This window comes from Niallia yueguangensis, assembly GCF_052663115.1.
Window position 1 is genome coordinate 190,757 of the sequence record NZ_JBQTCX010000005.1, and the last position, 13,726, is coordinate 204,482.

Sequence of the window (13,726 nt, forward strand, 5' to 3'; positions counted from 1 at the left end):
TTAGGAAAAAATAGAAAAAGGACTTTCTAAGCCGGTTATTTCGACTGCCTAGAAGTCCCTTTTTGATTGCGAACATAATAAGATTATTTACCAATTCTTTGATCAACCTGTGAGCAAACTTCTTCTGCAGAAAGCCCGCTTGCTTCAATAACAGATCCTTGCATTTCGGTATCCTGCATGCCCATCACGTTAGAATCACCGCCTGAAACGACACAGCAGTCACATCCATTTGCATCAGATTCCTGTTTTAGTTCTACTACATCATAGCCTTTATTCTTTAGTGCTTCTGAAATATTCGATAGAGATTGCTCCACTCCAACTTTTGCCATATGTAACACCTCCTCCAAATTTAACTTTTCCATTTGGAAAGAAAATTATTCTTAAAAAAATCTGAAGAAGAGAACATGTAGAATTAGATACAATCCTAGTTTTTTTATTCAATTTAACGGAAAATTAACGTAAGCTTATAATTCAATCGATTCTCCAATATTTAATACTTTTCCTGTTAAGCCGCGTTCTTTTAGTTTTTTCACAAATGCTTCGCCATCTTGTTTTATAACAGGAAACGTATTGTAATGAATAGGAACAACAAGTTTTGCGTTATACCATTCAGCAGCTTGAATTGCGTCTTCTGGTCCCATTGTGTAGTGATCACCTATCGGGAGGAAGGCGATATCAATAGGATGTCTATCCCCGATAGTTTTCATATCCCTAAAAAGGCCGGTATCACCTGCATGAAGGATGGTATAACCTTCTGCTTTAATAATATACCCACTAGGCATACCTCCGTATAAAATGTTGTGATTTTCTTCATCAACTATTCCAGAGCTATGAAAAGCATGTGTCATTTTTGCTGTTGCAAATCCTAAATCAAACGTACCACCAATATTCATGCCGATCGTTTTGACACCTTTCCATGACATATAGGCAGCAAGTTCAGGATTGGCAATAACAGGTGCATTATTTGCTTTAGCAATTGGTGCAGCATCTAATATATGATCCTTATGTGCATGTGTTAAAAGAACGGCGTTTGTTTTGATGTCTTCAACTTTTGTTTTTGCTGATGGGTTCCCGCTTATAAATGGATCAATGATAAGGGACTTTCCATTTGTAAAAATTTCGATTGTCGACTGGCCATGAAACGTGATTTTCATAAACGAACATCTCCTTCATACAGAAATTAGAATGTTAAAAATCAACTAGCATTGAATCGAAAAAAATCGAATATATCCCTCAGCTTATTGTATAAACGTATCATCTTTATTGATATGCCCTTAAATAGATAATATTAGTCTGCATCTTCTTATGTTGTTATTTTTTGCAAATTAGCAGCGGCTAATTCTTTTTCTTCTGCATTTAAAGTAGATAAAGGCTCTCGGCAGATTCCTGCGTGTACTCCTTTTAAGGTTAATAAATACTTAATGGTGCGCAATGCTCCAAGATCGATAATATCAGATGCTGCTTGTTTTATAGGTGTAAATAATTTAGTCGCCTCTGCTTTATCTTTTTTTTGCAATGCTGTAATTATTGGTTGCACTTCTTTCGGAAAAATATTGCCAATAATGCTGGTGATGCCATCATATCCGAATTCAGCATTTTCTATTAGTGCTAAATCAGTTCCCGATAGGATCATAAAGTCTTCGCCAAGTTGCTTCTTTACTGTTTTTACTGTAGTGGGATCACCTGCTTCTTTTAATGCCTTAATTTGCGGAAATGCTTCTACTAACTTAAATACTGTATTTGTTTCTAAATGAAAGCCTGTTCGCGGTGGGTTATTATAAAGCATGATAGGTAAGGAGGTAGCGGCACAAATAGCTTTTACATAGTGAAATGCTTCCTGCTGACTGATTCTTACATATGGCGGAAAACCTAGCATAATCGCATCTAGTTCGGCTTTATCAGCAGCACGAGCAAGTGTGACAGCATCTTTTGTTTGCACAGCTGCCACTCCACCGTACAGAAGCAAATCTTGTTTTGCTTCTTGTTTTACTGCTGAAAAGAAATCGCATCGTTCTTGGATCGTCATCGAATGTTGTTCACCTGTTGAGCCGCTGATAAGCAAAGCTGGAACTTCCTGTTTTTTATAATAGTCAATTAACGATGAAATTCCTTCAAAATCAAGTTCGCCTTTAGAAGAAAACGGGGTAACCATTGCTACGCTAAAAGGGATAAATGGATGTTTCATGGTTTTTCCTCCTTGCAAAAAAAGTATATAGTACCTATATTAATACATTTCTTAAATCGATATAAAATAATTTAGATATTTGAATGATTGAAAATAAAGGCTGTTTTCTCAAAGTTTGTTGTTTTTCACGGAAAAAAATGGGAGAAGCAGTACTCAGCAGACTGAATACACGTAGACTCCTGTGGGAATGCGAGAAAGACTCTGGCGCCACAGGAGCGTATGCGACGAGAAGGCTCGACGCTCGCCCACGGAAAGCGAAGTGTATTCAGGCTGCGCGTTTAAAAGCGACATTCTTTACGAAAACAGCCAAAATAAAAGAGGACGCTGAAACCCCAGCTATTAATGGAACAAAATGAACGATAGAATGAAAGGAATTTTTATTAAAAAGAGGAGACTTCTTTTGAGATTTGGTGGAGCTGCTAATGCCATATATTAATTATTTTTTATTCAGTACCTTGCATTGAACAATAGTAGGTGTTATATTGAAATTAGGAAATATTTAGTATAAACCAGTACTACACATTATATAGTACCGAAATAAAAGCAAGGAAGGAGGCTGTTTCTTGAACGTTCAATTTAAAAAAGGTGTTTTAGAGTTATGCGTACTGGTTCTTTTAGATAAACAGGATCGTTATGGGTATGAACTGGTACAAAAAATTTCTGATCAAATTGAGATATCAGAAGGTTCCGTTTATCCCCTTCTTAGAAGGTTGACAAAAGAAGAGTATTTTACAACCTATTTACAAGAATCAACAGAAGGTCCGTCGCGAAAGTATTATGCATTAACAGATAAAGGCAGAAAGTATCTGCATCAACTTCTTGAAGAGTGGAACCAATTTTCAAAAGGGGTTAATACATTAATAAAAGAAGGAGTTAATTATGAATAAAGTACAATTTCTAAACGAATTATCTTCTCAGTTAAAGAATTTGAAAAAATTGGAGCGAGAAGATATTTTACAAGATTATGAAGAACATTTTCGTTTTGGAGAAGAAGAGGGGAAAACAGAAGAAGAAATAGCCGCCACTTTAGGGTCGCCAAAAACAATTGCAAAAGAAATTTTAGCGAACTATCATATTGAAAAAGTAGGAAATGCCGCATCACTAGGAAATATTATGCGCGCATTATGGGCAGTGATTGGTTTAGGCTTCTTTAATTTGATGATTGTATTGGCTCCTTTTATTGCACTTGTTTCTGTTATTTTATCAGGGTGGCTTGTTAGTATTATAGGAATTTTTGCACCGTTGCTTATTTTTGTCAATATTATAGTCAGTTCCGTTTCCCTTCAGTGGTTTTCATTTTTTCTTTCATTAGCCTATTGTGGTCTAGGAATATTTCTATTTATGGGAATGCAAATCATTACAAAAGTGTTGATTCGAGTATTTGTCCGTTATTTAAAGTTTAATGCATCACTAGTAAAAGGTGGGTTGAGAAAATGAATAGAAAAAAATTAAGTCTTTTTGCTGCTTGTTTATTAATAGTTGGTTTAGTAGGTGCTGCAAGTACCTTTAAACAGCAAAAGGCAAAACAAACAGTAGCAGAAACAAAAGTAATAGAACGTACTGATTTTAATGAAATCTATATAGATTCCGATGATGCAAAAGTTGAGGTTATCCCTACACAAGATATGAAAGCGACGGTAGAACTGAACGGAATAAAACAAGAAAGCAGCAAGCTGAACTTTACTGCAAATATAGAAGGGAAAAGATTAAACATCAAGTTAAGGCATAGTCAACCGCAGCTAGTTATGTTTAATTTCTTCTATAAAACATTGGAGATGAAAGTATATCTTCCTACAAAGCAATACGATAAGCTGAATATTACCAATTTAAACGGAAGAGTAGATGTTGAGGATGTTAGCGTGACCAAGGCAGATATTCATACATCTAACGGCAGAATAGAATTAAAAAAGATAGCAGCAAGTGATGTAGAAGCAACAACAAATAATGGACGAATCTTATTAAATGATGTGACAGGAACTGTTAACGGAGAAACTAGTAATGGAAGAATTGAATTGCTGACAGATCATTTAGACCGGGATGTTAATCTCAGAAGTTATAATGGAAGCATTACAATTGAATCAGAAAAAGAGCCTAAAAATGCAACTTTTGATATAGATACAAATAATGGAAGTGTTGATGTTTTTGGAAAGAATGATGATCATACTGTAGTTGGAAAAGGAGAATATTTAATTAAGTTAAAAACAAGTAATGGAAGTATTGAAGTAACACATGAATAGATTTTGACAAGTATTTTTTATCTACATGAAAAATAAGCAATATGTACACTCGGGGTCTTCTCTAATAGAAGCCTCTTTTTTTTAGGCTGTTTTCTAAATGTTTGTTGTTTTTTACGTGAAAAAATGAGAGAAAAGTATCCAGCAGACTGAATACACGTAGACTCCTGTGGGAATGCGAGAAAGACGAGACCCCACAGGAGCGTATGCGACGAGGAGGCTCGACGCTCGCCCACGGAAAGCGAAGTGTATTCAGGCTGCGCGTTTAAAAGCAACAATCTATACGAAAACAGCCTTTTTTTTATTATCCCCTTAAATCGAAAGGAAGTTACCTGCCTGTAACATTCTTCAAAAAAGTTTACAAACATTTACCATTCTTTTATGTTTCCTAAACGATTCCTACATAATCACCGCCTATACTTAACAGAAAGGTTTGCCATTACATCAATTGAATCTATGAGGTGAAGCATTATGCGTGAAGAAAAGAGTTTCAATGTCTTTCACGATTATTCGTTCGTCCAAGCTTCTAAAATATCCTTGCCTAAACAAGTGGAATATTATTTGTATGTGAAAAGAGCGTTGGATTTCGTTTTAGCCACAATTGGTATTGTTGTTTCCTTACCAATCTTGCTGTTATTTGCTGTATTAATTGTAATAGAAACGCCAGGATCTCCTTTTTATGTACAGCAAAGAGTAGGAAAAGGAGGCAAATATTTTAATTTAATCAAGCTTCGTTCGATGAGAAATGATGCTGAGAAAGATGGCGCTAAATGGGCAGAAGCCAATGATCCAAGGGTGACAAAAGTGGGTGCTTTTATCCGAAAAACGCGAATCGATGAATTGCCCCAACTACTATCTGTATTAAAAGGAGATATGTCCCTTATTGGCCCAAGGCCTGAGAGACCTTATTTTACAGCGAAGTTCGACAGTGAAATTGCTGGGTTTTCCAATCGTCTTATTGTAAAGCCTGGATTAACCGGATTAGCGCAAGTAAATGGTGGTTACGATATCACACCAAAAGAAAAACTAAAATATGATATGGAATATATAGGTAATTTAACCTTTAAATTAGAACTGAAAATTTTAGTTAAAACAATAAAGGTTATTTTAACAGGAGAAGGTGCTCGTTAATTGTTCTCTGTAAAAAAATAAATAACAAATGGTGCGAAGTGGACTAGTTTTTCCACCATTATTATTACAGTAATACAAATAATGCAATTTTGGCTGCTTGGAAATACCTTAACTGTTCATGAATTTGGCACGGTCGGCATGCTTACGACGATTATTATGTTTTCACAAATAATATTGGACCTTGGCCTAGGATCTGCCATTATTCAAAAAGAACAAGCATCCCACAAGCAGCTGTCCACGTTGTTTTGGTTGAATATTGTGCTCGGCATTTTTCTATTTTTAGGCTTGCAGCTGAGCAGTCCAATTCTAGTAAACTTTTTTGACGAAGAGGCATTAACTCCTGATGTCAGGCTAATTGCTCTTCTATTTTTATTGGCGCCAATTGGCCAGCAGGCACTATATTTATTGCAGAAGGACCTATTTTTTCAAAAAATAGGAAAAATAGAAACTGCTAAAATATAGCGTTTTATTGGGATACTGCCGTTATGTTTTTATACGGCATCACCTTATTTGCAGTTGTATTAACGAATCAATTAGAAGTTGTTGCGTGAACCTATACCGCGATAAGCTTTATTAATTTTGTGATGGGAAGATGGTTATAAAAGTTTTATGGATTACAAGTGTGTATCCTAATTAACAACAGCCTGGGAGAGCTTCAAAATGATAGGGTAGCAGAGTATTTGTCTGCTAGTGATATTTTTGCTTTGCCTTCCTATACAGAAGGAATGCCAACTGTTGTCATAGAGGCACTTTCGTTAAAAATACCCGTTGTTTGTACACTTGTTGGAGGAGTTCCTGATTAATTTTGGACAGTTTGAACATGTATTACTATAGAACACTCATTTCACAAGTGGTCAGAGTGTAGACAATTTACAATTTGCAAAACGTTCAGACTGATCGAAAGCGTTTGTCGACAGCCTGAACACTCATTTCACAAGTGTGATAAGAAATCATAACAGGAGATTTTAGGAGGATGAAGGATGAATAAAGTGGTTGTAACGGGTGGAGCAGGTTTTATAGGATCACATATTGCAGAAGAACTGCTGGAAAAGGGATATAAAGTAATCGTCATCGATAATTTTTCTACAGGTTCATACAGTAATATTGCACATCTTCCTGTTGAAATTTACCAATATGATATTACTAATCCGAAAATTATTGATTTTATTGCATCATTAGAACCTAATTATATTATTCATCAAGCAGCACAAGTGAGTGTTGCAGATTCCGTGCACAATATATTACATGATGAAAACGTGAATGTTAAAGGATCTCTTCATGTAATGAAAGCAGCTGTAAAGGCTTCTGTTCAAAAATTAGTATTTGCATCATCAGCTGCGGTTTATGGAAATCCGCTATATTTGCCAGTAACAACAGAACATCCGACCGTGCCAGAATCACCATATGGGTTAACGAAACTGACAGTAGAAAAATATTTAAAGATGGCTTATAAATTTTATCAACTGCCATACAGCATACTTCGATACAGCAATGTCTATGGCCCAAGGCAGGACGCCAAAGGGGAAGGCGGCGTTGTTTCCATTTTTGCAGAAAGACTAAGCGAAAACAAAGATCTGATCGTATACGGAGATGGAGAGCAAACGAGGGATTTTATTTATGTAAAAGATGTGGCCGCTGCAAATGTTAAAGCATTAAATACAATTGGAAACATTTGTGTGAATGTTTCTTCCAATACGGCCATTTCTGTAAATGAACTATGGACAAAAATGAAAGAGGCTGCGTTTGTAGAAGAGGTTCAAGTAAAGTATGAACAAGAAAGAGCAGGGGATATTCGCCATAGCTTATTATGTAACAATGAAACGAAAAAGGTATTGGACTGGGCTCCAAAAACAAGCATGGATATTGGTTTAAGAGAAACATTGTTGTATTCTAAACAACTATTGCAGCAATTAAAGTGATTAAATGGAAGGATATGAAGTACATGGAAAGTAATCAAACGGTTCGCCAGACAATAGGTGCATCCATCCTTCTGTTTGTCATTGTATCTTTTTTCGTTACCTTCTTTCAGTTGGAAATAAAATGGCTGTTTGTTTTTTCAGCAGTATGGATCGCATTTGTAGTAATTACCTATATGCATTCAGTTTTTACAACAGGGCAACAGTTGAGAGGTGTCATGTATATATTAGTTGCTGCCACCTTTCTTAATCAGTCAGTTTTTAGTATAAATATTGGTTTTTTTAATTTGTTTTTTTATCGATTTATGTTGATTGTAGCAGTTGTTATGTATCTTTTATATAGCATCAAGGAAAAACGGCTTGTAAAAGATTTTGAGAAGCTCCCATTAAAGGGTGTCTGGTTGTTTTTATGTATATGGTTTTGTTACGGCAGCATTTCTATTCTTTGGTCAAAATCTGTAATGGATGCAGTCAAATATATGATGCTGCTGACAATCGGCATCTTGTTTATGTATTTAGTCAACATACTATTTACAAGAATTTCTCAAGTGCTTGTTTTTTACGGAATATGGATGGGCATGACGGCCGTTCTGTTGGTACTTGGGTTAATCAATCATTTTATGCAAATTCAGCTCCCAAGTTCTAGTCTTTATGGTGGACCAAGCTATAAGCTTTCCTACCCAACGGCCGTATTTTTTAATCAAAACGATTTTGCCACCTTTTTATCTATTTCTTTCTTTTTTTATATAGCTGCTGCAAGAAACAGCAGCAGTGTATGGATCAGAAACGTTTCTTTAATTTTAGGATGTGTTTCGGCTTATGTTATTTACTTAACAGAATCCCGTGCTAGTTTATTAGCGATTATCGTTGGCCTTTGTGTTTATTTCTTTTTATTGTTAAATAAAAAGATAAAAAAAATAATCGGCAGTGCCGCCGTTTTTGGTGCTATAGCTGGTATGTTAATCGCTGTTCCTAAAGTCATCAATAAAATGGAAGAATGGACGATGCTTTCAGCAAGTTATGGGGGGACAGAGCCGCTTCCTTCTAATTTAGCAAGAATTAATTTATTAAAAAACACTTTTTATTATGTGCTCGATTCATATGGAATAGGCGTAGGTGCAGGTAATCTACCCTATTATTTAGAAAAATACCCCATTTTCCCTACTGGGAATGTGTGGCAAGTTCATAACTGGTTAGCAGAGATTATTGGGAATTTCGGAATATTCATCTTGTTAGGCTATATCAGTATTATTTTCTACCTCTGTTTCTCTTTATATAAACTATATGAGTTATCTAACAGTCCAACATACAAGATGTTATTAGAAGCATGTTTAACAGCTCAAATCGCTTTTCTTGTTTCAAGCATCAGCCCAAGCTCGGTTAGCAATCTTTATTTCCATTGGGTGTTTTTAGGATTTGTTCTTGCTGCCATATCAGTTTTAAAAAAGCGGAAACAAAAAAGAACGAGGGAGTATGTTTTGAAATGAAAGAAATTATTGTTAGAGTAGCTCAACGTTTGAAAAAATATATATGGTTATGTTTAGGCGTGATTATTATGTGCAGCCTGATTGGTGCACTGATACCCTTTGGAAAGGAAAAGCAAACCTTTACAACGGAAGCGGATGTAAAGTTAGGAAGCTATGATAACCCTGCCTTTAATAATACCGTACAAGTAATACAGATGATAACGAATAAAGGGTTTTACGATCAATATATTGATAAAAGTTGGTATGAAACTCTCGATCAATCTTTGAGTGTAACTGCTTCTACCAATAATACCCTTCATTTTACGTATACAAGCGACTCCGAAGCAGATTCGACAGCACACTTAACAAGCATCATTAACGCATTTTTAAAGGTAGATAATGAACATTATGCTGTAAAAAAGTCGATAATTGATGAAAATATTACAGCTTTAGAAAAAATCAAAGCCAGTCCGGAAACGGCTGTTGATAAACAGCGTTTTTTATATGATTTACAGATGAGCGAGCTAGATACGATGCCTGCTTCGATAGTTAAAGATGTTGTGCTACTAGAGAAAGGTAGACAATTATCGGCAAAAGATAGAGGGATTTTAGGTGCTTTATTAGGAATCACTTTCAGTTTCTTTTGGGTGCTCATACCGGAAAGGCAGACAAGATATCCGAAAAGCGAGAGTTCAAAAAGGTAACAAATAAGAAGAAAGCAAACGAAGAGATTAGCAGCTATCATTTAGTGGCTTTTTGAACAACCTCTAAAAGAAAGGTGTCTTCAGATGAAGTATGAAAAAGAACTAGTTTCTATTATTATGCCTTCATACAATTGCAAGAAGTATATTCAAGCAAGTGTTCAATCTGTTTTAAAACAAACGTATAAAAATTGGGAATTGATCATTGTCGATGACTGTTCAACAGATGGAACGCAAAGCTTGCTGCGGAAGGTAGAAAAAGAAGATGAAAGAATACATGTCTTTTACGAGAAGGAAAACGGGGGAGCAGCAGTAGCAAGAAATAAAGCACTCGAGCATGCAAAAGGAAGATTTGTTGCTTTTTTAGATAGTGATGACAAGTGGAAACCAAATAAATTATCTGTGCAGCTGGGATTTATGAAACAGCATCAATATGCATTTACTTTCACAGCATATGAGTATATGTCGGAAGATGCCGTTCTTTTAGGAAAAATAATATCGGCACCAAAAGAAGTCTCATATCATGATATGTTAAAAAATACAATTGTCGGCTGTTTAACAGTTGTTATTGACCGTATGAAAACGGGTTCTATCCAAATGCCAAATATTCGAACTCGGCAAGACTTGGCAACATGGTTAAGCATATTAAAAAAAGGGCATAAAGCATACGGAATCAATGAAGTGCTGGCAGAATACAGAGTAGGGAATTTATCTATCTCCGGGAACAAGTGGAAGGCAGCTCAAAAAACATGGTATGTCTACCGTCAGATCGAAAAGTTGAATTTCTTACAAGCAACTTGGTGTTTTTCTCACTATGCATTTCATGCCGTCCGCAAAAGACTATAACGATAAGGAGCAGTAGGGAATAATGATAAAAAACATCCATGTAGTTGTTGCAACTGGAGAATGGACAGGAGACTTATTGCGTTATCGTAGGCATCGTCTTGCAGAATACTTGCAGCAACAGGAAGATTCAGAGGAAGTTATTTGGCTATGCCCTGCTTCTAACAATAAATCGTCTCAAATAAAGCTGCAAAATGGTATTACACAATGGCCTATAGCAGATGCAGGTGAAAATAAACTTTTTCGTTTCAGTCGTTTTCTTTCTTTTTTTTATCAAAAAAAACTAGAGTCTCTCTTAGCTTATTTAAATAAAAGGAAGAAGGAATGTAAACTAACGCTTTGGTATACGTATCCAGCATTCTCTGCCCTTTCTGATCTATTTCCATGGGATAAAATCCTATATGATTGCAGTGATTTGTGGTCACAGCCAATCAATGGAACATCGTCGTTTTTATCAGCTGTTCGGCAAAAACTGATTTATCGCAGCGAAGAAAAGATAATTAAAAAGGCAGATCATATCACCTGTACGTCTATCTATTTATACAATAAAATACTAGAACGAGTGCCAGTGAGCAAAAATGTCTCTATATATGAGAACGGCGTAGAATTTTCTTCTTTCCAAATGGCTGAAAAAGCGGAGAACGTTCTTCCTGAAAGTGCGACTGGAACGGTGTTTGGTTATATTGGTGGAATTAAACCTAAACTAGATTTTGCTTTAATAAAAAAAGTCGCTCAACAAAAAAAAGACTGGTTTTTCTTATTTGTTGGCCCAGACGGCACCAATAATAGCCATGATTTTCAGCAATTATTAACGGAGGAAAATGTAGTGTGGACAGGGAGTGTTCCGCCGCAAACCGTTCCGTTATATATGAATCTAATTGATATAGGGATGATGCCATATAAACAATCTCTTTATAATAAAGCTATTTTTCCACTGAAGCTGTTTGAATTCTTGGCAGCAGGAAAAGCGGCAGTTGGCGTCCATTTACCATCCACCAACCAATACAAAGAGGCTGGAGTTTACAGTTCTATTGACACATCAAGCAGCCAAGTTTTTATTGAGGCTTGTGAAGAGCTGGAGAAGGAATTGGACAATAAAGGCTTAATTAACAGAAGAATTCAATTAGCAAAGACGAAAGACTGGAATAATATCTTTGCCGAAATGCTAAAGATAGCTTCGAGCAAATAGAGGTTTTTGAAAGAGGCATCACTTCATCTTACGGATGAGGTGATGCTTTTTGTCTTTAAACTGGATTACGTTATAATAACCACAGATAATTGTTAACAAATAGACACAAAAGATTAGCTGTTCATCGATATAAAACATGGGATAATGACCGTATAACTAAATGGAATTAGGAGTGAATCGTTTGAAAAAAATCGTCGTTGTAGGTGGAGGCATAACTGGATTATCTACGATGTATTATTTGCAAAAAATAAAACAAAAAAATAATTTAAATGTGCAGCTTCTTTTAGTAGAAGAAAAAGAGACGTTGGGCGGAAAAATACATTCTATCGAAAAAGATAATTTTATTATGGAGACGGGAGCGGATTCGATTGTTGCCAGAAATAAAAATGTGCTCCCCTTTGTAAAGGAGCTTCAATTAGAAGACGAGCTTGTTTATAATGCGACAGGAATCTCGTATATCCACACAAAAGATAAGCTTTTAGAAATACCTAAAGACTCTATTTTTGGCATTCCTATGAGTTTGGATTCATTATTTTCAAGTGAACTTGTTTCTGCAAGAGGAAAATTAGAAGCGTTAAAAGATCTATTTAAACGGAATAAACATTTTACAAAAGAAACGTCGATTGGCGAATTTTTAGAGTATTTTTTTGGAAAAGAATTAGTAGAGAAACAAATCGCTCCTGTGTTGGCAGGTGTTTATTCTGGAAATTTAGATTCTTTAACGATGGCGTCTACTCTTCCGTATTTATTAGATTATAAAAATGAATACGGAAGCATTATTCAAGGGTTAGCAAAAAATAAAAATAGCTTTCAATCTGCTGCCAATAAAAAATTTATTTCCTTTAAAAATGGGTTATCCACCATTATTAATCGATTAGAAGAAGTACTAACTGATGTAACGATTTTAAAAGGGGTACAAACTACGAAAATTAATAAAAATAATCGCAACTATCGATTATCTTTTTCTAATCACGAAGACATAGAAGCAGACTCCGTTATATTAACAACACCACAAGATGTGTCTCAACAGCTGTTGGCGAATAAAGAATTGGATACAGATTTTAACAAGTTGGAAAATTCATCTAATATTACCATGTATTTAGCATATAATGTTTCAGACGATGTTCTTCCTAAAGATGGGACGGGTTTTATTGTCGCAGAGGATAGCGAATTAACATGTAATGCATGCACTTGGACGAGCAGAAAATGGAAACATACATCGAAAAACAATCAATTGCTCCTTAGAGTATTTTATAAAAAATCTAATCCAGCTTATGAGTATTTGAATGAATTAACAGAGGAAGAACTAGTAAACGTAGCAGTAAAGGATATTGAAAAAAGCCTTAGCATTAAAGTAAAACCAACAAGTTATGAGATTACAAAATGGAATAACTTGATGCCGGTTTATTCTTTACATCATAAAGAAGCAATCGACAATTTAACATCTAAATTGGCGAGCCTTTATCCTGATGTATTATTGGCAGGATGCTCTTATTATGGAGTAGGAATAGCGGCGTGTATTGCGAATGGAGAAGCTACTGCTGAAAAAGTTGCCAACGCTTTATTGCAAAAGGTTTAATCCATGAATAAAAAACTGGTGATAGAAGATGCTGTAATCTTTTATCACCAGTTTTTTGTTTGTTGATGAAAAATTATTTTCCATGTTGTCCACGGCAGTTATACGTTTGGAACTTATGTGATTGGGGTCTTCTTCTTATCCGGCATTGGATAAAAACGAGGACAAAGCAGTGGAAACAAATATTAATATTATTATTAGGGATCATCTTACAAGTATTAGCTTCCTTTTCTTATTTAATTGGCATCACACCAAAAGGAATAGATCCTGTCCCCTTTGTGATGTTTTTTACTTCCTGCATGTATTTATGGGCAATCATTTCAACTCATTGGCTAGTAATTAATCCGATTGCAAAGGATTATATTTTTGAGAGTATGAGGGATGGGGTTATCGTAGCCGCTAGCAAGTGTGATTTCTAATGAAATAATGATAATTGTTAAGAAAAGGTATTAAATACTATTTCAATATGTTAGAATATAGCCAAT

General features: G+C 35.4%; 15 protein-coding genes and 1 pseudogene. 13 read left to right on the forward strand and 3 right to left on the reverse strand.

Going from position 1 to position 13,726, the window contains the following annotated elements; all coding sequences use genetic code 11:
• Nucleotides 1–83: 83 nt before the first annotated feature.
• The 3 genes from ACTYA4_RS07050 to ACTYA4_RS07060 all read right to left on the reverse strand — a co-directional run bounded on the left by ACTYA4_RS07050 (nucleotide 84) and on the right by ACTYA4_RS07060 (nucleotide 2,185).
• Nucleotides 84–329 carry a YkuS family protein gene (locus ACTYA4_RS07050; protein WP_443480586.1) on the reverse strand — a complete coding sequence of 82 codons (246 nt, stop codon included), beginning with the start codon at nucleotides 327–329 and terminating at the stop codon, nucleotides 84–86.
• A gap of 135 nt (nucleotides 330–464) precedes the next feature.
• Nucleotides 465–1,154: a metal-dependent hydrolase gene (locus tag ACTYA4_RS07055; RefSeq protein ID WP_443480587.1), complete on the reverse strand. Its 690-nt coding sequence runs from the start codon at nucleotides 1,152–1,154 to the stop codon at nucleotides 465–467.
• A gap of 149 nt (nucleotides 1,155–1,303) precedes the next feature.
• Complete coding sequence (locus ACTYA4_RS07060) at nucleotides 1,304–2,185, reverse strand: dihydrodipicolinate synthase family protein (RefSeq protein WP_443480588.1); 882 nt, start codon at nucleotides 2,183–2,185, stop codon at nucleotides 1,304–1,306.
• 563 nt (nucleotides 2,186–2,748) lie between these two features.
• On the opposite strand from ACTYA4_RS07060, the gene ACTYA4_RS07065 reads away from it, so the two are divergent.
• The 13 genes and pseudogenes from ACTYA4_RS07065 to ACTYA4_RS07125 all read left to right on the forward strand — a co-directional run bounded on the left by ACTYA4_RS07065 (nucleotide 2,749) and on the right by ACTYA4_RS07125 (nucleotide 13,660).
• The gene (locus ACTYA4_RS07065) at nucleotides 2,749–3,072 is read left to right on the forward strand and encodes a PadR family transcriptional regulator (RefSeq protein WP_443480589.1); all 324 of its coding nucleotides are present in this window, start codon (nucleotides 2,749–2,751) and stop codon (nucleotides 3,070–3,072) included.
• Nucleotides 3,065–3,622 carry an HAAS signaling domain-containing protein gene (locus tag ACTYA4_RS07070; RefSeq protein ID WP_443480590.1) on the forward strand — a complete coding sequence of 186 codons (558 nt, stop codon included), beginning with the start codon at nucleotides 3,065–3,067 and terminating at the stop codon, nucleotides 3,620–3,622. Before ACTYA4_RS07065 ends, ACTYA4_RS07070 begins: the two co-directional genes overlap by 8 nt.
• Nucleotides 3,619–4,422, forward strand: a complete 804-nt coding sequence (locus ACTYA4_RS07075) for a DUF4097 family beta strand repeat-containing protein (protein ID WP_443480591.1) — start codon at nucleotides 3,619–3,621, stop codon at nucleotides 4,420–4,422. The genes ACTYA4_RS07070 and ACTYA4_RS07075 overlap by 4 nt, the downstream gene beginning before the upstream one ends.
• Before the next feature lie 468 nt (nucleotides 4,423–4,890).
• On the forward strand, nucleotides 4,891–5,550 hold the full coding sequence (locus tag ACTYA4_RS07080; protein WP_443480592.1) for a sugar transferase: 660 nt from the start codon (nucleotides 4,891–4,893) through the stop codon (nucleotides 5,548–5,550).
• A gap of 21 nt (nucleotides 5,551–5,571) precedes the next feature.
• The gene (locus tag ACTYA4_RS07085; protein ID WP_443480624.1) at nucleotides 5,572–6,012 is read left to right on the forward strand and encodes an oligosaccharide flippase family protein; all 441 of its coding nucleotides are present in this window, start codon (nucleotides 5,572–5,574) and stop codon (nucleotides 6,010–6,012) included.
• 185 nt (nucleotides 6,013–6,197) lie between these two features.
• Nucleotides 6,198–6,344 (forward strand): annotated as a pseudogene (locus ACTYA4_RS07090) (glycosyltransferase); the annotation flags it as partial.
• Between the two features lie 186 nt (nucleotides 6,345–6,530).
• Nucleotides 6,531–7,469 (forward strand): NAD-dependent epimerase/dehydratase family protein, encoded by a 939-nt coding sequence (locus ACTYA4_RS07095; protein WP_443480593.1) that lies wholly within the window; start codon nucleotides 6,531–6,533, stop codon nucleotides 7,467–7,469.
• A gap of 23 nt (nucleotides 7,470–7,492) precedes the next feature.
• Nucleotides 7,493–8,953, forward strand: coding sequence for a teichuronic acid biosynthesis protein TuaE (gene tuaE / locus ACTYA4_RS07100; protein ID WP_443480594.1), 1,461 nt, complete (start codon nucleotides 7,493–7,495; stop codon nucleotides 8,951–8,953).
• A complete protein-coding gene (locus ACTYA4_RS07105) occupies nucleotides 8,950–9,636 on the forward strand; it encodes a hypothetical protein (protein WP_443480595.1) in 687 nt (228 codons plus the stop codon). The genes tuaE and ACTYA4_RS07105 overlap by 4 nt, the downstream gene beginning before the upstream one ends.
• An 84-nt stretch (nucleotides 9,637–9,720) precedes the next feature.
• Entirely contained in the window at nucleotides 9,721–10,479 is a 759-nt protein-coding gene (gene tuaG / locus ACTYA4_RS07110) for a teichuronic acid biosynthesis protein TuaG (RefSeq protein WP_443480596.1), read from the forward strand.
• Nucleotides 10,480–10,501: 22 nt separating this feature from the next.
• Complete coding sequence (gene tuaH, locus ACTYA4_RS07115; RefSeq protein ID WP_443480597.1) at nucleotides 10,502–11,665, forward strand: teichuronic acid biosynthesis protein TuaH; 1,164 nt, start codon at nucleotides 10,502–10,504, stop codon at nucleotides 11,663–11,665.
• 181 nt (nucleotides 11,666–11,846) lie between these two features.
• Nucleotides 11,847–13,244, forward strand: a complete 1,398-nt coding sequence (locus ACTYA4_RS07120; protein WP_443480598.1) for a protoporphyrinogen oxidase — start codon at nucleotides 11,847–11,849, stop codon at nucleotides 13,242–13,244.
• 65 nt (nucleotides 13,245–13,309) lie between these two features.
• Complete coding sequence (locus ACTYA4_RS07125) at nucleotides 13,310–13,660, forward strand: histidine kinase N-terminal 7TM domain-containing protein (protein WP_443480625.1); 351 nt, start codon at nucleotides 13,310–13,312, stop codon at nucleotides 13,658–13,660.
• Nucleotides 13,661–13,726: the final 66 nt, after the last annotated feature.